Origin of the sequence: Pseudomonas sp. 2822-17 (genome assembly GCF_002742485.1) — a bacterium.
GTDB classification, from domain to species: Bacteria; Pseudomonadota; Gammaproteobacteria; order Pseudomonadales; family Pseudomonadaceae; genus Aquipseudomonas; species Aquipseudomonas cyclaminis.
Window position 1 is genome coordinate 286321 of record NZ_LJRZ01000300.1, and the last position, 25519, is coordinate 311839.

20 protein-coding genes are annotated in these 25519 nt (G+C 59.8%); 5 read left to right on the forward strand and 15 right to left on the reverse strand.

From position 1 onward, the window contains the following. The first annotated feature begins 26 nt into the window (after positions 1-26). On the forward strand, positions 27-473 hold the full coding sequence (locus tag AOA60_RS06870) for a hypothetical protein (protein WP_099583774.1): 447 nt from the start codon (positions 27-29) through the stop codon (positions 471-473). A gap of 95 nt (positions 474-568) precedes the next feature. Here AOA60_RS06870 and AOA60_RS06875 read toward each other — a convergent pair whose 3' ends face one another. Beyond that, positions 569-1462, reverse strand: coding sequence for a LysR family transcriptional regulator (locus tag AOA60_RS06875; RefSeq protein WP_099583775.1), 894 nt, complete (start codon positions 1460-1462; stop codon positions 569-571). Positions 1463-1586: 124 nt separating this feature from the next. Here AOA60_RS06875 and AOA60_RS06880 point away from each other — a divergent pair, with 124 nt between their 5' ends. The 3 genes from AOA60_RS06880 (at position 1587) to AOA60_RS06890 (ending at position 4850) form a co-directional block, all read left to right on the forward strand. Beyond that, the gene (locus AOA60_RS06880) at positions 1587-2864 is read left to right on the forward strand and encodes an MFS transporter (RefSeq protein ID WP_099583777.1); all 1278 of its coding nucleotides are present in this window, start codon (positions 1587-1589) and stop codon (positions 2862-2864) included. A 76-nt stretch (positions 2865-2940) separates the two neighbouring features. After that, positions 2941-4209 carry an AAA family ATPase gene (locus AOA60_RS06885; RefSeq protein WP_099583778.1) on the forward strand — a complete coding sequence of 423 codons (1269 nt, stop codon included), beginning with the start codon at positions 2941-2943 and terminating at the stop codon, positions 4207-4209. Next, positions 4206-4850, forward strand: coding sequence for a retron system putative HNH endonuclease (locus AOA60_RS06890; protein WP_099583780.1), 645 nt, complete (start codon positions 4206-4208; stop codon positions 4848-4850). Before AOA60_RS06885 ends, AOA60_RS06890 begins: the two co-directional genes overlap by 4 nt. Here AOA60_RS06890 and AOA60_RS06895 read toward each other — a convergent pair. The 11 genes from AOA60_RS06895 to pilM form a co-directional block, all read right to left on the reverse strand. Then, positions 4808-5386, reverse strand: a complete 579-nt coding sequence (locus tag AOA60_RS06895) for a cytochrome b/b6 domain-containing protein (protein WP_099583781.1) — start codon at positions 5384-5386, stop codon at positions 4808-4810. The two genes, AOA60_RS06890 and AOA60_RS06895, sit on opposite strands and share 43 nt — an antisense overlap. Positions 5387-5581: 195 nt before the next feature. After that, positions 5582-6649 carry a uroporphyrinogen decarboxylase gene (gene hemE, locus AOA60_RS06900; RefSeq protein WP_099583783.1) on the reverse strand — a complete coding sequence of 356 codons (1068 nt, stop codon included), beginning with the start codon at positions 6647-6649 and terminating at the stop codon, positions 5582-5584. Positions 6650-6893: 244 nt separating this feature from the next. Then, the gene (locus AOA60_RS06905) at positions 6894-8312 is read right to left on the reverse strand and encodes an FAD-dependent oxidoreductase (protein ID WP_016979195.1); all 1419 of its coding nucleotides are present in this window, start codon (positions 8310-8312) and stop codon (positions 6894-6896) included. Between the two features lie 32 nt (positions 8313-8344). After that, complete coding sequence (gene gltB, locus AOA60_RS06910; protein WP_099583784.1) at positions 8345-12790, reverse strand: glutamate synthase large subunit; 4446 nt, start codon at positions 12788-12790, stop codon at positions 8345-8347. A 352-nt stretch (positions 12791-13142) separates the two neighbouring features. Then, positions 13143-14705: an SPOR domain-containing protein gene (locus AOA60_RS06920; RefSeq protein WP_099583785.1), complete on the reverse strand. Its 1563-nt coding sequence runs from the start codon at positions 14703-14705 to the stop codon at positions 13143-13145. Positions 14706-14715: 10 nt separating this feature from the next. Continuing rightward, entirely contained in the window at positions 14716-15816 is a 1101-nt protein-coding gene (aroB, locus tag AOA60_RS06925) for a 3-dehydroquinate synthase (RefSeq protein ID WP_099583787.1), read from the reverse strand. 125 nt (positions 15817-15941) lie between these two features. Further along, positions 15942-16460 carry a shikimate kinase AroK gene (gene aroK / locus AOA60_RS06930; protein WP_010213757.1) on the reverse strand — a complete coding sequence of 173 codons (519 nt, stop codon included), beginning with the start codon at positions 16458-16460 and terminating at the stop codon, positions 15942-15944. Positions 16461-16464: 4 nt separating this feature from the next. Then, positions 16465-17790 (reverse strand): type IV pilus secretin PilQ, encoded by a 1326-nt coding sequence (locus AOA60_RS06935; RefSeq protein WP_099583788.1) that lies wholly within the window; start codon positions 17788-17790, stop codon positions 16465-16467. Between the two features lie 69 nt (positions 17791-17859). After that, a complete protein-coding gene (locus AOA60_RS06940) occupies positions 17860-18831 on the reverse strand; it encodes a pilus assembly protein PilP (RefSeq protein WP_099583790.1) in 972 nt (323 codons plus the stop codon). Further along, entirely contained in the window at positions 18828-19379 is a 552-nt protein-coding gene (locus AOA60_RS06945; RefSeq protein ID WP_099583791.1) for a PilN domain-containing protein, read from the reverse strand. The genes AOA60_RS06940 and AOA60_RS06945 overlap by 4 nt, the downstream gene beginning before the upstream one ends. Beyond that, a complete protein-coding gene (gene pilM, locus AOA60_RS06950; protein ID WP_099583792.1) occupies positions 19376-20032 on the reverse strand; it encodes a type IV pilus biogenesis protein PilM in 657 nt (218 codons plus the stop codon). Before pilM ends, AOA60_RS06945 begins: the two co-directional genes overlap by 4 nt. 217 nt (positions 20033-20249) lie before the next feature. Between pilM and AOA60_RS06955 the strand changes: the two genes are divergently transcribed. Further along, on the forward strand, positions 20250-22712 hold the full coding sequence (locus AOA60_RS06955; RefSeq protein WP_099583794.1) for a penicillin-binding protein 1A: 2463 nt from the start codon (positions 20250-20252) through the stop codon (positions 22710-22712). Between the two features lie 198 nt (positions 22713-22910). Here AOA60_RS06955 and AOA60_RS06960 read toward each other — a convergent pair whose 3' ends face one another. The 3 genes from AOA60_RS06960 to rpmE all read right to left on the reverse strand — a co-directional run bounded on the left by AOA60_RS06960 (position 22911) and on the right by rpmE (position 25412). Next, positions 22911-24179 (reverse strand): malic enzyme-like NAD(P)-binding protein, encoded by a 1269-nt coding sequence (locus AOA60_RS06960; protein ID WP_099583795.1) that lies wholly within the window; start codon positions 24177-24179, stop codon positions 22911-22913. Positions 24180-24357: 178 nt separating this feature from the next. Next, entirely contained in the window at positions 24358-25167 is an 810-nt protein-coding gene (locus AOA60_RS06965) for a thermonuclease family protein (protein ID WP_099583797.1), read from the reverse strand. Between the two features lie 14 nt (positions 25168-25181). Next, positions 25182-25412 (reverse strand): 50S ribosomal protein L31, encoded by a 231-nt coding sequence (rpmE, locus tag AOA60_RS06970; RefSeq protein ID WP_049710411.1) that lies wholly within the window; start codon positions 25410-25412, stop codon positions 25182-25184. Positions 25413-25519: the final 107 nt, after the last annotated feature.

Sequence of the window (25519 nt, forward strand, 5' to 3'; positions counted from 1 at the left end):
ATTTTAAATCGATTGGAGAATACGGAATGTCTTCCTTGCTACGCGCCACCCTGATCACCCTGGCCCTGTTGACCACGGCTGGCTGCACCAACAAACCGGTGCTCAACACCCAGCATGACCTGCCGGTCAACGCCCAGGTCAGTGAAGAAAAAATGAAGGCGGTGATCGTCAACGCCCTGCAAAAACGCGAGTGGACGGTGCAGCGCCTGAGCCCGCAACTGGTGCAGGCCGAAATCACCGTGCGTAACCAGTACTACGCCGCCATCGACATCCGCTACACCCGCAACAGCTACGCCATCACCTACCGTGACAGCCGCGACCTGGGCTACAAGGACGGCAAGATCCATCGCAACTACAACCGCTGGGTGAACAACCTGGACAGCGACATCATGGCCGGCTTGCGCAGCAATGGCGTGAGTGCTGAGCAGGGCTCGGCGGCACAGTTGTTTGAGCAGACGGGCACCACCAAGTAAAACCGAGATTCTGTGGTGAGCGTGCTTGCCCGCGATGGGCTGCGTAGCAGCCCTCAGATCAGGCGCCGCATTCTGGCTGACAGAGCGCGGCGTTTTTATTGGGCGGCCTTACGCGTCAACAACTCCACAAACGCCTTCGCCATCGGCGTCTGCGCGCCCTTGCGCTGTACCAGCCATACCGAGGTCACCGCCTCGGGATCCAGCAAAGTGCGATACACCACGCCGTCAATGCGGATGCGCTGATAAGACGCCGGCAACACCGACACCCCCAGCCCCGCCGCCACCAGGCCGATGATGGTCATCGCCTCTCCCGCTTCCTGGGCGAAGTGCGGGCTGAAGCCAGCGTCGCGGCACAGGTTCAGCAGTTGGGCATACAGACCGCTCCCATAGCTACGTGGGAAAAACACAAAAGGCTCGTCAGCCAATTGCGCCAGATGCAAGCCTCGCTCGCTGCCGTCCACCAGCGGGTGACCGGCGCTCAAGACGGCGACCAACGGTTCGCGCATCAGCTCGATCACGCTCAACGAATCCGGCAGCGGCAATGGCCGCATCAGCCCCACCTGGATCGACTCATCCACCAGCGACTCAGCCACTTCGGTGCTGCTCATTTCCTGAAGGTTCAGGTGCACCGCCGGGAACGCCTGGCGAAACGCAAAGATCGCCTGGGGAATACTGGCGTTGAACGGCGCGGACGAGGTGAAGCCAATCTTCAGCTCCCCCAACTCACCCAACTGTGCGCGCCGCGCTACATCCGACGCCTTATCCACTTGGGCCAGCACCAACCGTGCTTCGTGCAGGAACAGGCGCCCCGCCTCACTCAGTTCAACCCGACGATTGGTACGCTCGAACAACCGCGCCCCCACCTCCTGCTCCAGCGCCTGGATCTGCTGGCTCAGTGGCGGTTGCGAGATGCCCAGCACCTGCGCGGCGCGGCCAAAGTGCAACTCTTCGGCGACGGCGATGAAGTACCGCAGATGACGCAATTCCATGCAAACCCCATTAGGTCGTAAAAGCTATCAAACAGGTCGAGCAATATATTGGAAAGAATCATTAGCCAGCTATATTCTTTTTTGCATTGCCAGCCCTGACAGGCTTTTGCCCCCCGAGGTCCCCGTGAAATCTGCTGTCGCGCCACTCGCTCAAGACGTCCCGCCTACTGCACTGGATGAGGTGGTGGCTCAGCTCAATGACGTGTTCATCGAAAAAGGCACGCCTATGTTCATGCGCACAGTGCTGGCGCTGTTCTCTGGCGGCTTTGCCACGTTTGCCCTGCTGTACTGCGTGCAGCCGATGATGCCGGCGCTGTCCCACGAGTTTTCCATCAACGCTGCGCAAAGCAGTCTGATTCTGTCGGTGTCCACTGCGATGCTGGCGTTGGGCCTACTGATCACCGGGCCGATTTCCGACACCCTGGGGCGTAAACCGGTGATGGTCGCTGCGCTGTTCTGTGCGGCCCTGGCCACAATTGCCAGCGGCCTGATGCCGAGCTGGGAAGGGATTCTGCTGATGCGTGCGCTGGTGGGGCTGTCACTCAGCGGCCTGGCCGCCGTGGCGATGACCTACCTGAGCGAAGAGATCCACCCACAACACATTGGCCTGGCCATGGGCCTGTACATCGGCGGCAATGCCATCGGCGGCATGAGCGGTCGCCTGATCATCGGCGTGTTGATCGACTTCGTCAGCTGGCACACCGCGATGCTGATTATCGGCGCCCTGGCGCTGATCGCGGCCACGGTGTTCTGGAGAATCCTCCCCGAATCGCGCAACTTCCGCGCCAGCAGCCTAAAGCCGCGCAACCTGGTGGATGGCTTTGTCATGCACTTCAAGGACGCGGGCCTGCCGTGGCTGTTCCTGGAAGCCTTCCTGTTGATGGGCGCATTTGTGACGATGTTCAACTACATCGGCTATCGCCTGCTGGCCGCCCCGTACGACCTCAGCCAGGCCGTGGTCGGGCTGCTGTCGTTGGTGTACCTGTCGGGCATCTACAGCTCGGCGAAAATCGGCTCCCTGGCCGACCGCCTTGGCCGCCGTCGCGTGCTGTGGGCCACGATTGTGCTGATGCTCTGCGGCATGCTGCTGACCCTGTTCTCCCCACTGTGGCTGGTGGTGCCGGGCATGCTGATCTTCACCTTCGGCTTCTTCGGCGCCCACTCGGTGGCCAGCAGCTGGATCGGCCGCCGTGCGACCAAGGCCAAGGGGCAGGCGTCGTCGTTGTACCTGTTTTGCTATTACGCTGGCTCCAGCGTCGCGGGCACTACGGGTGGATTCTTCTGGCACCTTGCCGGGTGGAACGGCATTGGTGCGTTTATCGTGGCGCTGTTGATTGGCGCGTTGCTGGTGGCGTTGAGGCTGGCGAAGTTGCCGCCGTTGGCAGGTGCAAAAAGCGCGTAACACCTGCGCCTCTGGCGGTTCTGCCGGGCCAAGGTACACTGACGGCATTCGTCAGTCTTGGTAAAGGAAAGCCAGAATGCGCCTGGACCAGCTTCATATTCAGAATTTTCGTTGCTACGGAGATGTCACTTTTGACTTTCAGCCGGGGTTTAACCTCGTGGTGGGGGTTAATGGGAGTGGCAAGACTTCGTTGTTGCAGGCGGTGGCGGCAAGCTTTTTCAACATCTCCAGATGTTTAGGCCAAAGTGAAGGCCTGTTATCTGAGCTTGACGTTCGCTCAACAGTTCTGAGGTTCGAGGACCGTTATCGATTTGAAAGGGCTTACCCAATAACGTTGACAGCCACCGGTGACTTACTCGAACTTCCTACGTGGGAGGTAAGCCAAGTTCGGCAAGGTCATATACCTAATTTAGATACTGCTATGGCGGTATACATCGCAGACGAAATCAATACTTCAAGTTCAGAAACCCCTGTGGAACTTCCTCTGTTTGCTTTTTACCGAGCAAATCGTCGATGGATTTCTACTGATGTGTCGGCGGAGTCGGCGATTGCCGAGCAGCCCTCCAGACTAGCTGCCTATAAAAATTGGTATGACGCTTCTGTAAGCCTAAAAGACTTTGAAAGCTGGTTTATAGGAAAAACACTTGAGCGACTCCAAAGGATGTCTCGCGTCCAGAGCACCAATCCATTCGGTGATGAGCTCGACTGGGTTAACGCAGCCTTGAAGTTTGCCCTGCCCAATGCAAATGGCATCGAATATGACCTTGAGATTCGGAGCCTTTTGGTTAATTTGAACGACAACACCACATTACTGTTCAAAAATCTGAGCGACGGGCAACGTGGAATGATCGCGCTTATTGCCGATATAGCACGCCGCATGTGCCTTCTTAATCCGCAAAAAGGACATACCGTCTTAGCAGAAACCTCCGGAATAGTGGTGATTGACGAACTGGACATTCACCTGCACCCAGATTGGCAACGGACTATCGTCTCAGCGCTAAAAAATGCATTTCCAAAAATCCAGTTCATCGCGGCAAGCCACTCTCCCCAGATAATCGGCGGACTGCGACCTGAAGAGATTATGCTCCTGAACAACGGCGACACTTCACATCCTCGCGTTTCATACGGTCTTGACTCCAGCCGGGTTCTTGAAGAGATCATGGGAGTATCCGAACGAGAGCCCGAAATAGAAGCGCTCCTTAGCGAGCTGTTCAGCACCATCGAGGACAACGAATTGGAGAAAGCTAAAACTCAACTCCAGGCGCTCAAGGAACTGGCGCCCGACCTCCCCGAATTTGCAGGTGCTCAAGCGTTGATCCGCCGCAAGGAGATTCTCGGAAAATGAAACAAGTGTTCAAGGGAACTGAACCGGCTTCTTTTACCCAGTGGAAAACTTCAACCAATGACGACTGGGTGCCGACTTACTCAACGCTGCGACATCCGCAAAAACGTGAACTGCACGACAGTCTTTTACTGGAGCAAGGCGGCTTTTGTTGTTACTGCGGCAGAGACATTGATACTGGATCCAGCCATATCGAACACTTCCGCCCACAAGAGCATTTCGAAGAGTTGGCGCTTGAGTACCAAAACCTCCACGCCTCCTGCATCAGAGAAACCAAGCCCGGCTCTCCGTTACATTGCGGACATCTCAAAGGCAACTGGTTCGACAATGCAGCGCATATCTCACCAATGGAAGACGGTTGTGAACAGCGTTTCCGGTATCTGCTGAACGGGCAGATTCAGGCAACCGATACAAAGGACTCTCCCGCCGTAAAGATGATCGACGTCCTCGCCCTGGATATCGCCTACTTGAACAATCGCCGCCAGAACGCCCTTGAACACGTCTTTGATCCCGACTTTCTTTCCCAGGCCAGTGATGAAGACTTCAAAACTATCATGACGGCTCTGCGCGCAACCGCACTCAGTGATCAACAAGCCTTCGATCATGTCGTTGCACGATTTGCCGAGCAAATCCTCACTCCCTGATCCTCGTACTCACCGCCGGGTGTCTTTTCAAAAGACATCCGCGCCATCACCCGCTTTCCCCTGCGCTCATGCAGCACCACCGCACCAATATGCATGACCAACATCAACAACAACCCCACGCAAGACAACACATGCACGCGGGTGTACCAGGCAATGCGTGCCGGGTCGCTGTCGAACGGCATGATGGAGACCAGGTTAAAGATATTGATCGGCCGATCCATCATCAGCACCCCTGTGGCCAACACCACTGCCAACACCAGGTACATGGCCTTGTGGACCAACAACGCGATGTATTCCTGCGGTGAGCGCTTGATGGAGAAATCCAGGCCATGGGAAAACGAACAATAGACCCGCAAGGCGAAGACAGGGATGTAGAGGGTAGTCAACGACACATTGAAAAAGCCGACCCATGCCTTGACCGGCGCGGGCACCGTAAACACGGCCACGAAGAAACCCGACAACAACGCCCACAAAATGACGACGGCCGAGATCCAGTGCAGCAACTTCTGGCGTGTTGAGTAGGAAACGGTAGTCATCTGGAATCACCTGACAATTAACGCCAGTGGCTGGCGGGTGGAAGCGTCGGGTAGGATTTTTACCGAGACGAGTTACCGAGGCTGTAGGAAAAATCCCAAGTAACTCAAATTACCAAGACCGGGCTTAACGAACGCTGAAACGCAACGAGCCCCGCTTTGCCAGGCAAAACGGGGCTCGTTTTTCAGGAGGGAAGCTTACTCGTGGTATTGCGCGGACAGTTCATGCACCGCTCGCAGGAACGCGCCGGCATGCTCCGGGTTCACTTCCGGCGTAATGCCATGGCCGAGGTTGAACACGTGCCCGGTACCTTTGCCATAGCTGGCCAGGATGCGACCGACTTCGGCGCGGATCGCTTCCGGCTTGGCGTACAGCACGGTCGGGTCCATGTTGCCTTGCAGCGCGACGCGGTTGCCCACGCGCTGGCGGGCTTCGCCCAGGTCGCAGGTCCAGTCCAGGCCCAAAGCATCGGCACCGGCGTCGGCGATGCTTTCCAGCCATAGGCCGCCGCCTTTGGTGAACATGATCACCGGCACTTTGCGACCTTCGTGTTCGCGGATCAGGCCGCTGACGATTTTGCGCATATAGGCCAGGGAGAACTCCTGGTACGCCGCCGCCGACAGGTTGCCCCCCCAGGTATCGAAAATCTGTACCGCTTGCGCACCGGCCATGATCTGGCCATTGAGGTACGAGGTGACGGACTGTGCCAGCTTGTCCAGCAGCAGGTGCATGGCTTGCGGATTGTCGTAGAGCATGGCCTTGGTCTTGCGGAAGTCTTTCGACGAGCCGCCTTCGACCATATAGGTGGCCAGGGTCCATGGGCTGCCGGAGAAGCCGATCAGCGGCACGCGGCCGTTCAGCTCACGGCGGATGGTGCTCACGGCGTCCATCACGTAGCCGAGGTCTTTGTGTGGATCCGGGATCGGCAACGCTTCGATGTCGGCCAGGGTACTGACGACTTTCTTGAAGCGCGGGCCTTCGCCTGTCTCGAAGTACAGGCCTTGGCCCATGGCGTCGGGGATGGTGAGGATATCGGAGAAGAGGATGGCCGCATCCAGTTGTGGGAAGCGGTCCAGTGGCTGCATCGTGACTTCGCAGGCGAACTCCGGATTCATGCACAGGCTCATGAAATCGCCGGCTTGAGCGCGACTGGCGCGGTATTCCGGCAGGTAGCGACCGGCTTGACGCATCATCCACACAGGGGTGACGTCTACAGGTTGCTTGAGCAGGGCACGAAGGAAACGGTCGTTCTTGAGGGCAGTCATGTCGGCATCCGCAAAAAAAGTGCGGGCATTTTCTCAGAGCCAGACGCAAAAGGCACGGAATGCGCCGTGCCTTTTGTCTATCGGGTCAATTTGTCGCGGTGTCTTGAACACACCGGAAAAACAAATGTGGGAGGGGGCTTGCCCCCGATTGCAGTGTGTCAGTCTCAGTATCTTTAACTGAACCACCGCTATCGGGGCCAAGCCCCCTCCCACACTTTGATCCCATTTCAACCTGGGATCGGGGTCAGACTTGCAGGTAATCCAGGATGCCTTCGGCGGCGTTGCGGCCTTCGAAGATCGCGGTAACTACCAGGTCAGAGCCGCGCACCATATCGCCACCGGCGAAGATTTTCGGGTTACTGGTCTGGTGCTTGTACTGGCCTTGTTCCGGGGCCACAACGCGACCCTGGCTGTCGGTCTGGATCTGGAACTGCTCGAACCACGGCGCCGGGCTTGGGCGGAACCCGAAGGCGATGACCACGGCGTCGGCCGGGATGATCTCTTCGGAACCGGGGATCGGCTCGGGGCTGCGACGGCCACGGGCGTCCGGCTCGCCGAGACGGGTCTCGACCACTTTCACACCTTCGACGCGGTCTTCACCGACGATGGCGATCGGCTGGCGGTTGTAGAGGAATTTCACGCCTTCTTCCTTGGCGTTCTTCACCTCTTTGCGCGAGCCGGGCATGTTGGCTTCGTCACGACGATAGGCACAAGTCACCGACTTGGCGCCCTGGCGGATCGAGGTACGGTTGCAGTCCATCGCGGTGTCACCACCGCCCAGCACCACGACCTTCTTGCCTTTCATGTCGACGAAATCTTCCGGCGACTTTTCAAAGCCCAGGTTGCGGTTGACGTTGGCGATCAGGAAGTCGAGCGCGTCATACACGCCCGGCAGGTCCTCGCCGGCAAAGCCGCCCTTCATGTAGGTGTAGGTGCCCATGCCCATGAACACGGCATCGTATTCTTCGAGCAGTTGCTCCATGGTGATGTCTTTGCCGATTTCGGTATTGAGGCGGAACTCGATACCCATGCCGGTGAAGACTTCACGACGGTGGCTCAGCACGGTTTTTTCCAGCTTGAACTCCGGGATACCGAAGGTCAGCAGGCCACCGATTTCCGGGTTCTTGTCGAACACCACCGGAGTCACGCCGCCACGCACCAGTACGTCGGCACAGCCCAGGCCCGCCGGCCCCGCACCGATGATGGCGACGCGCTTGCCGGTCGGCTTGACCTTGGACATGTCCGGACGCCAGCCCATGGCGAAGGCGGTGTCGGTGATGTACTTCTCCACCGAACCGATGGTCACCGCGCCGAAACCGTCGTTAAGGGTACACGCGCCCTCGCACAGACGGTCCTGCGGGCACACCCGGCCGCACACTTCCGGCAAGGTGTTGGTCTGGTGCGACAGCTCGGCGGCGGCGAGGATGTTGCCCTCGGCCACCAATTTCAGCCAGTTGGGAATGAAGTTGTGCACCGGGCACTTCCATTCGCAATACGGGTTACCGCACCCCAGGCAGCGGTGGGCCTGGTCGGCCGAGTGCTGGGGTTTGAAGGGTTCGTAGATTTCCACGAACTCTTTTTTGCGTTGACGCAACAGTTTCTTCTTCGGATCTTTGCGCCCGACATCGATGAACTGGAAGTCGTTATTCAGACGTTCAGCCATGTTAAAACCTCATCAAACTCTTCAGGCGCATATCACTGCGGATTGGCACGGATGCTGGAAAGCAACGATTTCAGGTTGGCAGCCTTGGGCTTGACCAGCCAGAAACGACGCAGGTAATCATCGAGGTTTTCGGCGAGGTTACGACCCCATTCGCTGCCGGTTTCCTCAACGTACTCGTCCAGCACGTGCTGCAAGTGGTTCCGGTAGGACTCCATGGCTTCGCCGCTGATCCGCTGGATCTCGACCAACTCGTGGTTGACCTTGTCGACGAAGGTGTTGTCCTGGTCGAGCACGTAGGCGAAACCGCCGGTCATGCCCGAACCGAAGTTGTAACCGGTCTTGCCCAATACCGCGACAAAGCCACCGGTCATGTACTCGCAGCAGTGATCGCCTGTGCCTTCCACCACGGTGTGGGCACCGGAGTTACGCACGGCGAAACGCTCACCGGCAGTCCCGGCGGCGAACAGCTTGCCACCCGTTGCGCCGTACAGGCAGGTGTTGCCGATGATGGCACTTTCCTGACTCTTGTAGACGCTGCCTGTTGGAGGAACGATCACCAGCTTACCGCCGGTCATGCCCTTGCCTACGTAGTCGTTGGCGTCGCCTTCCAGGTACATGTGCAGGCCGCCGGCGTTCCACACGCCAAAGCTCTGACCCGCAGTGCCCTTGAAGCGGAAGGTGATCGGCGCTTTAGCCATCCCTTGGTTGCCGTGCTTGCGTGCGATTTCGCCGGAGATGCGTGCGCCGATGGAACGGTCGCAGTTGCAGATATCCAGGACGAACTCGCCACCGCTGGCGTCGCTGATCGAGGAACCGGCCATGTCGACCATCTTCTCGGCCAGCAGGCCTTTATCGAACGGCGGGTTGCGCTCTACGCCGCAGAACTGCGGTTTATCGGCCGGGATGTGATCGCTGCCCAACAACGGCGTCAGGTCCAAGTGGTGCTGCTTGGCGGTCTGGCCCTGCAGGATTTCCAGCAGGTCGGTACGCCCGATCAGCTCTTCCAGCGAACGCACGCCCAGCTTGGCCAGCCACTCACGGGTCTCTTCGGCGACGTAGGTGAAGAAATTCACCACCATGTCGACGGTGCCGATGTAGTGATCCTTGCGCAGTTTCTCGTTCTGCGTCGCGACGCCGGTGGCGCAGTTGTTCAGGTGGCAGATGCGCAGGTATTTGCAACCCAGGGCAATCATCGGTGCAGTGCCGAAGCCGAAGCTTTCAGCGCCGAGGATTGCAGCCTTGATCACATCGAGACCGGTTTTCAGGCCGCCGTCGGTCTGGACACGGACCTTGCCGCGCAGGTCGTTGCCACGCAGGGTCTGGTGGGTTTCGGCCAGGCCGAGTTCCCATGGCGCGCCGGCGTACTTGATCGAGGTCAGCGGCGATGCGCCGGTACCGCCGTCGTAGCCGGAGATGGTGATCAGGTCGGCATAGGCCTTGGCCACACCGGCGGCAATGGTGCCCACGCCGGCTTCCGCTACCAGTTTCACCGACACCAGGGCCTTCGGGTTGACTTGCTTGAGGTCGAAAATCAGCTGCGACAAGTCTTCAATCGAATAGATGTCGTGGTGCGGCGGTGGCGAAATCAGGGTCACGCCTGGCACTGCATAACGCAGCTTGGCGATCAGACCGTTGACCTTGCCCCCTGGCAGTTGCCCGCCTTCACCGGGCTTGGCGCCCTGGGCAACCTTGATCTGCAGCACTTCTGCGTTAACCAGGTATTCCGGGGTCACACCGAAACGACCAGTGGCCACTTGCTTGATTTTCGAGCTCTTGATAGTGCCGTAGCGCGCCGGGTCTTCGCCGCCTTCGCCGGAGTTGGAACGCGCACCCAGGCGGTTCATGGCTTCGGCCAGGGCTTCGTGCGCCTCAGGCGACAAGGCGCCCAGGGAGATACCGGCGGAGTCGAAGCGCTTGAGGATCGATCCCAGCGGCTCGACTTCACTGATGTCCATCGGCGTGTCCAGGGTCTTCACCTTGAACAGGTCGCGAATCATCGACACCGGGCGGTTATCCACCAGCGAGGTGTATTCCTTGAACTTGGCGTAGTCGCCCTGCTGCACGGCGGCTTGCAGGGTGCTGACCACGTCCGGGTTGTACGCGTGGTATTCGCCACCGTGTACGAACTTGAGCAGGCCGCCTTGCTGGATCGGCTTGCGCGCGCTCCAGGCTTCGGCTGCCAGGGCTTTCTGTTCGGCTTCGATGTCGACGAAACGCGCACCCTTGATGCGGCTTGGCACGCCACGGAAGCTCAGGTCGCAGACTTCTTCGGACAGGCCGATGGCTTCGAACAATTGAGCGCCGCGATAAGACGTGACGGTGGAGATGCCCATCTTCGACAGGATCTTCAGCAGGCCTTTGGTGATGCCTTTACGGTAGTTCTTGAACACCTCATAGAGGTCGCCCAGTACTTCACCGGTACGGATCAGGTCGCCCAGCACTTCGTAAGCCAGGAACGGGTACACCGCCGAGGCGCCGAAGCCGATCAACACCGCGAAGTGATGCGGGTCGCGGGCGGTGGCGGTTTCGACGAGGATGTTGGAGTCGCAGCGCAGGCCTTTTTCGGTCAGCCGGTGGTGCACTGCACCGGTGGCCAGTGAAGCGTGGATCGGCAGCTTGCCCGGCGCGATATGGCGGTCGGTCAGCACGATCTGGGTACGACCGGCGCGCACGGCTTCTTCGGCCTGGTCGGCGACGTTGCGCACAGCGGCTTCAAGGCCGAGGGCTTCGTCGTAGTTCAGGTCGATGATCTGGCGGTCGAAGCCCGGGCGATCCAGGGTCATCAACGAACGCCACTTGGCCGGCGAAATCACAGGCGAGCTGAGGATCACGCGGGAGGCGTGCTCAGGCGATTCCTGGAAGATGTTGCGCTCGGCACCGAGGCACACTTCCAGGGACATCACGATGGCTTCGCGCAGCGGGTCGATCGGTGGGTTGGTCACCTGGGCGAACTGCTGGCGGAAATAGTCGTACGGCGTGCGCACGCGCTGGGACAGCACGGCCATCGGCGTGTCATCGCCCATGGAACCGACCGCCTCGTAGCCTTGCTCGCCGAGTGGACGCAGCACCTGGTCGCGCTCTTCGAACGTGACCTGGTACATCTTCATGTACTGCTTGAGCTGGTCGACGTCGTAGAAAGCCGAACCGTGGTCGTTGTCTTCCATGGTCGCCTGGATGCGCAGGGCGTTCTTGCGCAGCCATTGCTTGTACGGGTGACGGGACTTCAAGCGGTTGTCGATGGCGTCGGTGTCGAGGATCTGCCCGGTTTCGGTGTCCACGGCGAGGATCTGGCCAGGGCCTACGCGGCCTTTGGCAATGACGTCTTGCGGCTTGTAGTTCCACACGCCAATTTCCGACGCGAGGGTGATGAAGCCGTTGGTGGTGGTGACCCAACGCGCCGGGCGCAGACCGTTACGGTCGAGCAGGCACACCGCGTAGCGGCCGTCGGTCATGACCACGCCGGCGGGGCCGTCCCACGGCTCCATGTGCATCGAGTTGTACTCGTAGAATGCACGCAGGTCCGGGTCCATGGTTTCGACGTTCTGCCACGCAGGCGGAATGATCATGCGCACGCCACGGAACAGGTCGATGCCGCCGGTGACCATCAGTTCGAGCATGTTGTCCATGCTGGAGGAGTCGGAACCAACGCGGTTGACCAGCGGGCCGAGTTCTTCCAGGTCCATCAGGTCATTGGCGAACTTGGTGCGACGGGCCACGGCCCAGTTGCGGTTGCCGGTGATGGTGTTGATCTCGCCGTTGTGGGCGAGGAAGCGGAACGGCTGGGCCAGCGGCCATTTCGGCAGGGTGTTGGTGGAGAAGCGCTGGTGGAACACGCAGATCGCGGTTTGCAGGCGCTCATCGCTCAGGTCTGGATAGAAGGCGGTCAAGTCCGCCGGCATCATCAGGCCTTTATAAATGATGGTCTTGTGGGAAAAGCTGCAGATGTAGTGGTCGGTATCGGCGGCGTTAAGCACCGACGAGCGGCGACGGGACGTGAACAGCTTGATCGCCATGTCCTGGTCGCTCAGGCCGTCACCTGCGATGAACACTTGTTCGATCTGCGGCAGGCGCTCCAGGGCCAGGCGGCCGAGCACGCTGGTGTCGATGGGCACTTTGCGCCAGCCGACAAGCTGCAGTCCGGCAGCGGCGATCTCGCGGTTCATGTTCTCGCGAGCAGCTTCGGCTTTGACCGGGTCCTGGTTGAAAAACACCATGCCCACGGCGTACTGCTTGGGCAGGTCGACCGCAAAATGCTGTTTGGCGACAGCGCGCAGGAATTGGTCGGGCTTTTGAATCAGCAAGCCGCAACCGTCACCGGTCTTGCCGTCGGCGTTGATCCCACCGCGGTGGGTCATGCAGGTCAGGGCCTCGATGGCCGTTTGCAAAAGGGTATGACTGGGCTCGCCCTGCATGTGGGCTATCAGGCCGAAACCGCAGTTATCCTTGAATTCATCGGGTTGGTACAGACCTGCTTTCATAGACACTTTCTCACCAGGCTGCCTCTTATATCGAGGCAAATTTCTTTTCAATTCAACCGGTTACCTTCCACGCCGAACGTACGCCGGCTTAGCGGGGGCAAAAGGGAGGTCATTGTACACACCGACACAGACGCTCACAAATTTAGCGACGAAATGTCGCAAATCTATGTCGCATTTATGAAAGGTTTAAAGCGATATGCTGTGCTAGTCAAAACTTTTTTAATTCTGACCGCTACGACTCAAAAGCTACTGTGACGCAGACACCACAAAGCGCGCGGCCTGTAAGGGCAGCACGCACTTGCGGATTTTTTTGAGGTGCCGGGAGGGCGGCCTGGGTAAGGCCGCCGAATCTTCAGCGAGTTGTTGCGAGTTCTTGTTGAACGCTGGCAACAGTGCGAGGCCAAGGTTTACCAGCCTGGACCTTCGCTGGCAAGGTTTTGATCGCAGAATCAGCTGCGGCACGGCTTGCGAAGTTGCCGTAGGTGATCACGTAGAGAGGCTTGCCGTTGAGCACTTTCTTGAAATAACGGTACTCGCCGCCCTGCTCTTTCACGAACGCCTGGGCGTTGGCTTCGGAGCTGGTGCCGAGGATCTGCACCACGAAGTTGCCGGTCGGCTGGCTGGCGTACCAGCTGCTGCCGGCGGCGCCTGCCTTGGCGACGGTGGCAGGTTTTTCCACAGGCTTGGTCACTGGCGCAGGCTTGGCTGCCGGAGCGGGCGCTACGGGCTTGGTGACAGGTGCAGGCTTGGCAGTTGCGATGGTTGGCGCCGGTGTCGGCACGGCGGCTGGCTTGGTGGCAGGCTGACCCGCTGGCACGCCCGCAGGTGGCGCGGTGGTCGTGACGGTCGGTGGTGTGGCGCTGGAGCCCTCTACCGGTACGCCGTCGTCGCCTTCGGAGATCCCACCGGCCTCTTCGGCGAGCGGGCCGCGCATCACAGGCTGACCCACCATTGGCAGGTTGGTCGGTTGGCCGGAGTTGGCGAACTCGACATTCGGCGTAGGCTTGCCCAGTGGCAACTGCGCCTGTTCGGTTGGCGCGCTGGCGGTGGTCGGCGCCTTGTTGCGACCCGGGATCAACCAGGCGGCGGCAACAGCGACCACGACAACGGCAGAAATCGCCAGTACGTGCTTCTTAGGCATAGTGAACCCCATCTTTGGACGCTTGACCGCGGAGCGGCTGGCAATCATGGCTTCGATCATTGCATCGCGGGCAACCTGGTTGATGGTGCCAGGCCAGCCGTCGGAGCTTTCGTGAATATCAGAGATCTGATTTGCCGTGAAAAGTTCGATACCGGCCCCGGCGCCTTCGAGGCGTTGAGCCAGGTATTCGCGGGTTTCCTCTTCTTCGTACGGCTGCAATTCGATGACGTGGAACAGCTCCTGATCACCGCTGATCTGCTCCAGATCGGCGATCAGCGACGACTCACCGAACAGGAACACATGGGGACGACCTTCCGGCGTACCAGCCGCCAGCGCCAACAGCGCTTCCAGGGCGGATTCGTCGAGCTGCTCGGCGTCATCCACCAGCAGGTAGACTTCCTGGCCGGTGAGGCCCAGTTGCACGATCTGCTTGAGGATCGCGCTCGGTTCGGCAGTGGACACGTCCAGGGACTGTGCAACCTGGCGCAGCACGCCAGCCGCATCGCCGTTGCCACGGGCCGACACCACCACACTCTGCACCGATTGCTTGTTGGTACTGGCAACCAGGGCTTGGCGCAGCAAGGTTTTGCCGCTGCCCAACGGGCCGGTTACAACCAACAGCAACTGGCTGTAGCGTGCGAGGTGGTGCAGTTGCCCGAGCACCGGCTTGCGCTGGGCCGGAAAGAATTTGAAACCAGGCACCCGCGGAGCAAAAGGGTCGTGGCTTAAGTGGTAATGGCCGAGGAACGCCTCGTCGGCATGCAAACTAGTCATCGGGATCTTATTAACCTTTAAGCTGGGCCAGGGCGCGGTAATCCGCTCCCAGCGTGGCCTGTAAAATCTCTTTCGGATAATCGTCGGTCACCACCGCTTCACCCATGTGGCGCAGCAGTACCAGTCGCAGTCGACCGTCGATCACTTTCTTGTCTATCGCCATATGTTCGAGGAAGTCCGCCTCGGTCATTTCCTCAGGCGGAATCACCGGCAGGCCGGCGCGCTGGAACAGGCGGATACCGCGATCACGCTCCTGGGCGCTGATCCAGCCCAGGCGTTGCGACATCTCAAGTGCCATTACCGTGCCAGCCGCTACGGCTTCACCATGCAACCACACACCATAGCCCATGTGCGTTTCGATCGCATGGCCGAAGGTATGGCCCAGGTTCAGGGTAGCCCGTACACCGGACTCCCGTTCGTCAGCATTGACCACCAACGCCTTGGCGGCGCAGGAGCGGGAAATCGCTTCGGTCAGTGCGACCTGGTCGAGGTCGCGCAGGGCGTCCACGTGTTCTTCCAGCCAGGTCAGGAACGGCTCATCGCAGATCAGCCCGTACTTGATGACTTCCGCCAGGCCCGCAGACAGCTCGCGCGGCGGCAAGGTGTTGAGGGTCGCGGTGTCGATCAGTACGGCCTGGGGCTGGTAGAACGCGCCGACCATATTCTTGCCCAGCGGGTGATTGATGCCGGTCTTGCCGCCCACCGACGAATCGACCTGGGACAACAGGGTGGTCGGCACCTGGATGAAGTCCACACCACGCTGGTAGCAGGCTGCTGCAAAGCCCGCCATGTCGCCGATCACACCGCCGCCCAGGGCAATGACAGTGGTGCGGCGATCATGGCGTGCGGTGAGCAGGCCATCAAAAATCAGTTGCAGGGTTTCCCAGTTCTTGTGGGCTTCGCCGTCGGGCAGAATCACGGAGATCACTGAGTACGCCGCCAGGCTGCGGCTCAGACGCTCAAGATACAGCGGCGCGACCGTTTCGTTGGAGATGATCGCCACTTGCCGCCCGGCAATATGCGGTGCGAGCAACTCGGGCTGGTCCAGCAGACCTTCGCCAATATGGATCGGGTAGCTGCGCTCGCCTAGATCGACCTTAAGTGTCTGCATGTGTCCCCGCGTTGAAGATTTGTTGACGATCGGCAGCGTCGAGATCCGACACCGCCTAATGGCTCTACGCCACACCCTGCAGGGTGATAGCGCGCCGCCGAGAATAGCGCATTTCGAGCTTGTCTTTAACGGGGTGGCAGCCGTTGCAGGCGCTCAAGAATGTCGAGGACCACCATCCGCGGAGGCCGCTCATCGGTTTCCACCACCAGATCGGCGATTTCCCGATACAGCGGATCGCGGAGCGTGAGCAGGTCGCGCAAGGTTTTTTCCGGGTTGGCCGTGCGCAGCAACGGGCGATTGCGATCACGAGCGGTGCGGCCCACCTGCTGCTCAACCGACGCATGCAGATAGACCACCCGACCACCGGCATGCAGCGCACGACGGTTTTCATCGCGCATCACCGCGCCACCGCCGGTGGCCAATACCACGCCATCGCAGCCGCAAAGCTCGGCGATCATCGCCTGCTCACGATCACGAAAGCCCAACTCGCCTTCCTTATCGAAGATCCATGGGATATTGGCACCCGTGCGCAATTCAATTTCCTTGTCGGAATCTTTGAATGGCAGGCGCAGCTCTTTGGCCAGCAAACGGCCGATGGTGCTTTTTCCAGCCCCCATCGGTCCTACAAGAATCAAATTTCGCACAGAATCAACGACTCACAGCAATCGCCTGGTTATTCATAATACGCGGAGTCAGGAATACCAGCAGCTCGGATTTTTTATCCGCCACCACATCGCGCCGGAAAAGGCGGCCAAGATACGGCACATCGCCCAAAAATGGCACTTTATCTACCACTTTGCTTTGGGTATTGGAGAAAACCCCGCCAATGACGATGGTCTCGCCATCCTTGACCAGCACCTTGGCGTTGACCTCGTTTTTCTTGATCGGCGGTACGTCGTTGAGTTTGTTGAGGTAGTCGGGCTCATCCTTGGTGACCTTGACCACCATGATCACGTGATCATCGGGGGTGATTTGCGGGGTGACCTCCAATGACAGGGAGGCCTCCTTGAACGACACTGACGTAGCACCCTGGGAGGTGGATTCCTGGTAGGGAATTTCGGTGCCCTTCAAAATGCGTGCGGTTTCCTTGTCGGAGGTGACCACCTTGGGCTGCGAGACGATTTCGCCATTACCGGTTTTCTCCATGGCGGTCAGTTCCAGGTCCAGTAGCAGGTTGTCGGTGATATACGCGATACCAAGACCTGAGGTACCCGTGAGCGAGCCCAGATCTACAAACGGCGAGCTGGGCGGATTTTCCGGGGCTTGGGCTCCGTCCGGAAGAGGCTTCTGGATACCTCCGGCAGCCCAATTGCCTCGATTGAGTCGCCCGCCCCAGCGCGCACCCAGGCTTTTGTCGTAATCGACATTGGCCTCGACAATCCTCGCCTCGATCATCACCTGGCGCACCGGGATGTCCAATTGCGCGACGATCCGCCTTAGCTCTTCCAGCCGCTCACCGGTCTGGTAGGCAATGATGTTATTGGTGCGGTCATCCACGGCGACTGAACCGCGCTCATCCGTCGTGCCTTCAAAGCCGCTCACCGACTGGAAAAGCTTGGCCAGGTCTGACGCCTTGGCGTAGTTGACCTGCAACAACTCACGGCGCAGCGGCGCCAGGTCGGCCATCTGCTTACGCGACTCCAGCGTCAGCAGTTCACGAGCAGCCAGTTCCTCAGCGGGCGCCACCAGCAGGACGCCGGCCTTTATGCGCTTGTCCAAGCCTTTGGTTTGCAGCACCAGATCCAATGCCTGATCCCAAGGCACGTCCCTGAGGCGTAGGGTGATGGAGCCTTGCACGTCGTCGCTGGCCACCAGATTGAGGCCTGCCACGTCTGCGATTTGCTGCAATACAGCGCGCAGGCCGATGTCCTGGAAGTTGAGACTCAGCTTGTCACCTGTATAGACACCCGACAGCGCATTGCCGGGGGGCGGTAGCTGGATGAGATCCACACGATTGGGCACAGCAGCAGCCATCGGTGCCGTGAACGCTATCCATAGCGCCACACCGAAGGACGAGAAAGTCCTTTTCATTGTTTGATTCCGTTATGTGTTGAGGTTTAGTACGAGGGTTCGCGGGCGCTCCAGCCATGCACCCTGTTCATCGGGGAACAACTCCACCAATTCTATGTGGCCGTCATGAATCGCCGTGATCCGACCGTGATCCGGCCCCAGGAAATCCCCGACCGCCAGGCGATGCACCGTCGACGCCTGGCGCAGCAGGACGAAGAGCTGCGGCCCACGAGACAATGTGCCGACCATGCTGAACTGATCCACTGCGAGGCTTTCCAGAACACCACGCGGTCGAGCGGGGTCTGGGGCGACAGCTGCCCGGCCAGGTGCATGATCGACATGCAAGGCAAGGGGCTGGAACGGATCACGAAGACCGGAGGCGTTATAGACAAAGGATTGCCCTTGCATGGCAGGCGCACGTCGTTTAACGCCTTGCTGCCTGTGCCAATAGCTCTTAACCACCAGATCAAGGCTCAGCAGCTTGCCATCTCGTCGCAGCGCAACATCATGCACCGTGGCGAAACGTGACAGGCCACTCAGGGCACTCACAAACGTCGCGAGGTCGTGATAGGCGCCGGTAACACCGAGTTGAACGGGCTGCTCGCTATAGACCGGCCGAGGCTGCTCATCCAACGGCGCAATGCTCTCTATCACCAACCCATTGGCCAATGCCAACCGCGCAATATCCTCCAGCAAACCGGGCATTTCGGACTCACCAGGCAATTGCTGCAAAAGCCCGCTGACCTGCTCCTGCATCAGTTGGAACTGGCGAGCCTGCTCTTCAAGGCTGTTGACCAAGACAGTTTTTTCCGCGTGTTGCTGCTGCAAGGCAGCTTCCTGCATCTCGACCTGATGCAGCCGCTCCCGCGACGGGCCCAGGTATACAAGGTCGCCCACCGCCAGTACCACAGCGGCCAGCGCACAGCCCAGCAGAACCCTGCCAGGTAAGGGCCATTTTGCAGCGTGGTGAGTCAGCGCGGAAAATTCGAGCCTGGGCAGGCTCATGGCTGGGCCTCGGAGGATTCTCCCTGGCGCACCATCAACTGGAATTCATTGTTACCGCGAGTGCCCTCGGTTCGCACATGCTGCAGGCGTGTGGAATGGGCGCCTTCGGAGGCTTCAAGGCGACGCATCAACTGGGCAATGTCCTGGCTGGACTCGGCACTGCCGCTGATACTCACGGTATCGCCCTTGGCCACAACCTCATGCAAGTGCACGCCATCAGGCACCGCACGGGCCAGTTGATCCAGCAACTGTGCGCCGGCAGAGCGATTATCGTGCAGGTCCTGCACAACCTTCATGCGTTCTGCCAGTTGCTGGCTTTGCATCTGCAGGTCGTCAATGGTCTTGATGCGCGAGTCCAGGACGGCGACGTCCTTGGCCGCATGATTGTTTCGTGTCACCTGCCGGTCGATGGCCTGGTCGATCACCTGATCCGCCAGCCACACCGCTGCGAGCGCCACGCAGGCAAACGCCGCCAGCAGCATCAGGAAATATTTACGCCGCCGTTCCGCCAGCGCCTGGCGCCAAGGCAAAAGATTGATTCGTGTCATCCAGCGAAACTCCTCAGGGCCAACCCGCAAGCGACTCCCATCCCTGGGGCATCCACGACCCACTGTTTACCATCGACTCGATGGCCCGGTGTGAAGCTGGCGAAATCCTGACTGCAAGCGCGCGCCAATGCAAACCCTTCGACATCGACCACACCGGCAACCAGCCCCGCCAGGGCCAAAACTGCTTCACGGGCCTCGACATGCTCCTTCAGACATGCCGCCAGCAATACTTCGACCCGAGTCGGATCCTGCTCCGACATCCCCTGCACCTGAAAGTCCAGCGCCACCTCCTCCAGCGGGTAAGGGATGTATTGATCCGCCTCCGCTTGAATCCTGCGCGCCATTTCGTCGTCGTCGAGCCCCGCCTGCACTTCGATTACCCGCGTAATGACCGAAGGGCCCGCCACGGCAACCGCCGCCTGCCTGGCAGACGTATGCAGCCTGGACACAGCCAGGTGCAGCGCCTGCCCTATGCCTTCCAGGTCCAGCAAGGTGCCGTCGACTACCGCATGAGCCGGCAGCCCTTGTGTGGCGTAGCCTTTCACGATGTAACCGCTGGCTGAACGGCTCAATTCAACCACTTTGATCGCCGTTTCATTGATGTCGACACCCAGGACGGTGTCGACTTTTCGCCTGAAAAATCCCTTTCCCATAAAACTCCCTAAAACTTTGCCTGTCATACCGCCTGATTGCTGTTGTACACCCTGCATTCGGTCGACTTGTTCAAGCGCCGCGAATGACGCCCCAAGGCGAAAAATGCTTTAATGCCCAGCGTTTTTCCCCGCTTTTATCTGCAGCTCGGGTTGATCCATCGTTTGCCATGCATGCCCCGACGCGTAACCCATTCTTTTCTCTGGAAATCCAAAAGCCTTGATTCGTCTGCTGAAGTTTTTCGGGTACTCCATTGTCGCGATCGTCTGCGGGCTGCTGCTCGTACTCAGCGGGGCCTACCTCTACCTTAGTCCGGGTTTGCCCTCCGTAGAGGCACTCAGAAGTATCCAGTTGCAGATTCCTTTGCGGGTCTACAGCAGCGATGAAAAACTGATCGCGGAGTTCGGCGAAATGCGCCGCACACCGATCCGTTTTGCCGACATTCCGCCCAATTTCATCAGCGCCCTGCTGTCTGCCGAAGACGATAATTTTGCCAATCACTATGGCGTCGACCCCAGCAGCCTGGTGCGCGCCGCCACGCAATTGGTAAAAAGCGGACACATTCAATCGGGTGGCAGCACGATCACCATGCAGGTGGCGAAGAATTTCTTCCTCACCAGCGAACGCAGCTTTTCGCGCAAAGCCACCGAGATCCTGCTGGCATTGCAGATCGAACGTCAGCTGACCAAGGACGAGATCCTTGAGCTGTACGTCAACAAGATCTACCTGGGCAACCGCGCCTACGGCATCGAAGCCGCGTCCCAGGTGTACTACGGCAAGTCCATTCGCGACGCCAGCCTGGCGCAGATGGCGATGATTGCCGGCCTGCCCAAGGCGCCTTCGCGCTTCAACCCCCTGGCCAACCCGGCGCGCAGCAAAGAGCGCCGCGACTGGATCCTGGGGCGCATGTACAAACTGGGCAAGATCGACCAAGCCGCTTATGAGAACGCGATAGCCGAGCCGCTGAACGCCAGCTATCACGTGCCGACGCCGGAAGTGAACGCCCCCTACATTGCCGAAATGGCGCGTGCCGAGATGGTAGGCCGTTATGGAAGCGAGGCCTACACCGAAGGTTTCCGCGTGACCACGACGGTTCCGAGCGACTTGCAGGACATCGCCAATGACGCAGTGCATTCGGGCCTGATCACCTACGACCAGCGCCACGGCTACCGTGGCCCTGAATCGCGCCTGCCGGGCAAAACCCTCAGCGCCTGGACCACCGAGCTGGGCAAGCAACGCGCAATCAGTGGCCTGGAGCCGGCCATCGTGACCCAGGTGAAGAAAGACGGCGTGCAGGTATTGACCCGTGCCGGCGAAGCCCATGTCGCCTGGGACAGCATGAAGTGGGCGCGCCCATTCCTGAATACCAACAGCATGGGGCCGATGCCCAAGCAGCCGTCGGACGTGGCCCAAGTGGGTGACCTGATCCGCGTGTTACGCCAAAAAGACGACAGCCTGAAATTCAGCCAGGTACCGCTGGCCCAAGGCGCGCTGGTCTCGCTGGACCCGCAGAACGGCGCAATCCGCGCCCTGGTGGGTGGCTTCGCCTTCGAGCAGAGCAACTACAACCGCGCCACACAGGCCAAGCGTCAGCCGGGCTCAAGTTTCAAGCCGTTCATCTACAGCGCCGCACTGGATAACGGCTACACCGCTGCCAGCCTGGTCAACGACGCGCCGATCGTATTTGTCGACGAGTACCTGGACAAGGTCTGGCGCCCGAAGAACGACACCAACACCTTCCTCGGCCCGATCCGTATCCGCGAGGCGCTGTACAAGTCGCGCAACCTGGTATCGATCCGCTTGCTGCAGGCGATGGGCGTTGGCAAGACCATCGACTACATCACGCGCTTTGGCTTCAACAAGTCGGACCTGCCGCCGAACCTGTCCCTGGCCCTCGGCACCGCGACGCTCACACCGATGGAAATCGCTACCGGCTGGAGCACGTTTGCCAACGGCGGCTACAAGATCACGCCGTACCTGATCGACAAGATCGAAAGCCGCAATGGCGATACCCTGTTCACCGCCAACCCGCCGCGAGTGCCGGGCGATGTGGTCAACGGTGTGGCAGCCACTGACGGGCTGGCAGCGCCGAGCAATGGCGGTATCACCATTGAGCCAACCCCAGGCGCTGCGCCAGCCGCAAATGCTGCTGCACCGGAGCCGCAGGCACCCGCCGTGGCCGAGCGCATCGTGGATGGCCGGACCACTTACATCCTTAACAGCATCCTCGAAGACGTGATCAAAAAAGGCACCGGCCGCCGTGCCCTGGCCCTGGGCCGTGCGGACATTGCGGGCAAGACCGGTACCACCAACGAATCCAAGGATGCCTGGTTCTCCGGCTATAACGCCGACTACGTGACCACCGTGTGGACCGGTTACGACCAGCCGGAAAGCCTCGGCCGCCGCGAGTTCGGCGGCACGGTCGCGCTGCCGATCTGGATGAGCTACATGGGCGCGGCGCTGAAGGACAAGCCGCTGCATACGCAGCCGGAGCCGGAAGGCATCCTCAGCCTGCGGATCGACCCGGTGAGTGGCCGTGCGGCATCGCCAAGCACGCCGAACGCGTACTTCGAGCTGTTCAAGAGCGAAGACACGCCGCCTTCGGTCAATGAGCTGGGTAACGGCGTTGCACCGGGCAGCCCGCTGCCGGCGGACGAGGCGGCGCCGATCGACCTGTTCTAACCTGGACCTCAAGCCTACGCAGAACCAAATGTGGGAGGGGGCTTGCCCCCGATAGCCGTGGACCAGCCAACTCATCGAGTGACTGACACACCGCCATCGGGGGCAAGCCCCCTCCCACATTTGATCTCCACAGACACACCCCAGCAAAAAGCCCCGACTCTCACGAGCCGGGGCTTTTTGTTGGTGCGCTACAACGGCTTAGCCGTTGAACACATCATCCACGCTTTGCAGCGGGTAGTTCTTCGGATACGGCAGGGTGGCCACACCGGTCTCGATGGCGGCTTTGGCCACGGCATCGGAGATCAGGGTGATCAGGCGCTTGTCCATTGGTTTCGGAATGATGTACTCACGGCCGAATTCCAGCTTGGCGCCGCCGTAGGCGTCGCACACGTCCTGAGGCACTGGCAGTTTGGCCAGTTCACGCAGGGCGTTGGCGGCAGCCACTTTCATCTCTTCGTTGATGCGTTTGGCGCGAACGTCCAGGGCACCACGGAAGATGAACGGGAAGCCCAGAACGTTGTTGACCTGGTTCGGGTAGTCCGAACGGCCGGTGGCCATGATCACGTCGCTACGGGTGGCGTGAGCCAGTTCCGGAGCGATTTCCGGATCAGGGTTGGAGCAGGCGAACACGATCGGGTTGGCCGCCATGGACTTCAGGCCTTCAGCGCTCAGCAGGTTCGGGCCGGACAGGCCAACGAACACGTCTGCACCGTCAAGGGCGTCAGCCAGGGTGCGCTTGGAGGACGGGTGGGCAAACATCGCCTTGTATTGGTTCAGGTCGGTACGCTCGGACTGGATCACGCCCTTGCTGTCGACCATGTAGATGTTTTCCAGCTTGGCGCCCATGCTCACGATCAGCTTCATGCAGGAGATGGCCGCAGCACCGGCGCCCAGGCAGACGATCTTGGCGTCGGACAGGGTTTTGCCAGCGATTTCCAGGGCGTTGATCATGCCGGCCGCGGTAACGATCGCGGTGCCGTGCTGGTCATCGTGGAATACCGGAATGTCGCACTGCTCGATCAGGGCCTTTTCGATCTCGAAGCACTCAGGTGCCTTGATGTCTTCCAGGTTGATGCCACCGAAAGTGATGGAGATGCGCTTGACGGTGTCGATGAAGGCCTGCGGGCTTTCGGAGTCGACTTCGATGTCGAAAACGTCAATGCCGGCGAAGCGCTTGAACAGCACGCCCTTACCTTCCATCACTGGCTTGGATGCCAATGGGCCGAGGTTGCCCAGGCCGAGAATCGCGGTGCCATCGGAAATCACTGCAACCAGGTTGCCCTTGCCGGTGTACTTGTAAGCCAGCTCAGGGTCACGAGCGATTTCACGTACGGGCTCAGCCACGCCAGGGCTGTAGGCCAACGACAGATCGCGGGCAGTGGCAGTGGCTTTGGTGAGCTCTACACTCAGCTTTCCTGGACGAGGATGGGCATGATATTCGAGAGCGGCAGTTTTCAAATCAGACATATCGGCATTCCGCTTTTACTGTTGGTCGACGGACCGCCGAGGATACTCGTGTCGTAAAGCCCCTACAAGACTGGGCAGTCACGGGTGTCAAGGCCCTGCAGCGACGTACTTTAGTCTAAAGCCACGGGATACAAGGGCTAGACTGTTCACAATCGACTTAAAAAATGTCTACAATTATTTATTCAAACGTCGTTTTAATCATGCCGGAATCGGTCAGCGGCAACAGCCAGCGCGCCTGACCGCGTTTCAGGCCGCCGCGCCTGGCGCGATTCTGCACCCAGCCACGCGCCTCGACTGTCTTGCCTTGCAGACCATTGAGCAAGCTGCTGTCGAATTGTCGGGCCAGATCGGGTGCAATGCGTAATACCAGTGAACCCTGCAATTCGATCCAGACACCGCCGCGATTGCGCTCGATCTTGCTCACACGACCACTGACCAAGGCAAAGCCGGATTGCTTGAGCTGTGCCACGGGTTGCACCGGCGATTGCCGCCAGAGGCCCAGACCTGCCTGACGGGCGCTGTTTTCCGCAGCCTGCTGGCAGGCGACGAGATCCACATTGGGCGCGACCCCCACTTGGAATCCCAGGCCCTCAGCCAGCAATTGCGCCTCCAGGTTCTCGCCGTTGGCACCATAAAGGTGGGCCAGGGTACGACCGTAATGGTCTTTGGGTTCACGCCCCGGTACCAGGCCAACGCGGCCGCCGCTGGCAGCCACCAATGCCTGCAGACGCTGGCGTGCGGCCACAGCATACGGCTCGTCGGTGCGGCCCCTTTTACCCGTCTCCGGCGCATTGAGGCCGATCATCCGCACGCTCCGGCCATCCTTGAGACGCACCGTATCGCCATCCACTACACGCTGCACGTCGACCTGGGCCGCAGACGTCGGTACAGGGCAAAACACCTGCGCGTGGGCGGCCGACAGCCAAATCCCAGGCATAAAAAAGGCGCCCGCAAGGGACGCCTTTTTTAACAGCTGGCAAAAGCCCATAAGGCTCTTGAGCCTTACTCTGCTGGAGTAGCAGGCTTCTTGCCGAAAGCACCAAAGCGATCTGCGAAGCGCTGTACGCGGCCGCCGGTGTCCAGAGTCTTCTGCTTACCGGTGTAGAACGGGTGGCACTCGTTGCATACGTCAGTACCCAGTGGCTTGCACAGGTTCGAGCGAGTTTCGAACTTGTTGCCGCAGCTGCAGGTTACTTCGATGGTTTCGTACGCTGGATGGATATCGGCTTTCATGGCACTTCCTCGGGCTAGCGTGCCGCCACTCGACACTATTGTCGAATACCGCACGTAATTAGGCCGCGGATTCTACCAGACCTTTTTAAACGCGCAAGCGGACCTTA

Bases quoted from the DNA above. Each gene is read 5' to 3' on its own strand.
- hemE (WP_099583783.1), bottom strand. From the start codon at position 6,649: ATGACTGCCCTCAAGAACGACCGTTTCCTTCGTGCCCTGCTCAAGCAA.
- AOA60_RS06885 (WP_099583778.1), top strand. From the start codon at position 2,941: ATGCGCCTGGACCAGCTTCATATTCAGAATTTTCGTTGCTACGGAGAT.
- AOA60_RS06960 (WP_099583795.1), bottom strand. From the start codon at position 24,179: ATGTCTGATTTGAAAACTGCCGCTCTCGAATATCATGCCCATCCTCGT.
- AOA60_RS06870 (WP_099583774.1), top strand. From the start codon at position 27: ATGTCTTCCTTGCTACGCGCCACCCTGATCACCCTGGCCCTGTTGACC.
- gltB (WP_099583784.1), bottom strand. From the start codon at position 12,790: ATGAAAGCAGGTCTGTACCAACCCGATGAATTCAAGGATAACTGCGGT.
- aroB (WP_099583787.1), bottom strand. From the start codon at position 15,816: ATGCAGACACTTAAGGTCGATCTAGGCGAGCGCAGCTACCCGATCCAT.
- AOA60_RS06920 (WP_099583785.1), bottom strand. From the start codon at position 14,705: ATGACTAGTTTGCATGCCGACGAGGCGTTCCTCGGCCATTACCACTTA.
- AOA60_RS06945 (WP_099583791.1), bottom strand. From the start codon at position 19,379: ATGACACGAATCAATCTTTTGCCTTGGCGCCAGGCGCTGGCGGAACGG.
- AOA60_RS06940 (WP_099583790.1), bottom strand. From the start codon at position 18,831: ATGAGCCTGCCCAGGCTCGAATTTTCCGCGCTGACTCACCACGCTGCA.
- AOA60_RS06905 (WP_016979195.1), bottom strand. From the start codon at position 8,312: ATGGCTGAACGTCTGAATAACGACTTCCAGTTCATCGATGTCGGGCGC.
- AOA60_RS06935 (WP_099583788.1), bottom strand. From the start codon at position 17,790: ATGGCTGCTGCTGTGCCCAATCGTGTGGATCTCATCCAGCTACCGCCC.
- rpmE (WP_049710411.1), bottom strand. From the start codon at position 25,412: ATGAAAGCCGATATCCATCCAGCGTACGAAACCATCGAAGTAACCTGC.
- AOA60_RS06895 (WP_099583781.1), bottom strand. From the start codon at position 5,386: ATGACTACCGTTTCCTACTCAACACGCCAGAAGTTGCTGCACTGGATC.
- AOA60_RS06965 (WP_099583797.1), bottom strand. From the start codon at position 25,167: ATGGGCTTTTGCCAGCTGTTAAAAAAGGCGTCCCTTGCGGGCGCCTTT.
- AOA60_RS06890 (WP_099583780.1), top strand. From the start codon at position 4,206: ATGAAACAAGTGTTCAAGGGAACTGAACCGGCTTCTTTTACCCAGTGG.
- pilM (WP_099583792.1), bottom strand. From the start codon at position 20,032: ATGGGAAAGGGATTTTTCAGGCGAAAAGTCGACACCGTCCTGGGTGTC.
- AOA60_RS06875 (WP_099583775.1), bottom strand. From the start codon at position 1,462: ATGGAATTGCGTCATCTGCGGTACTTCATCGCCGTCGCCGAAGAGTTG.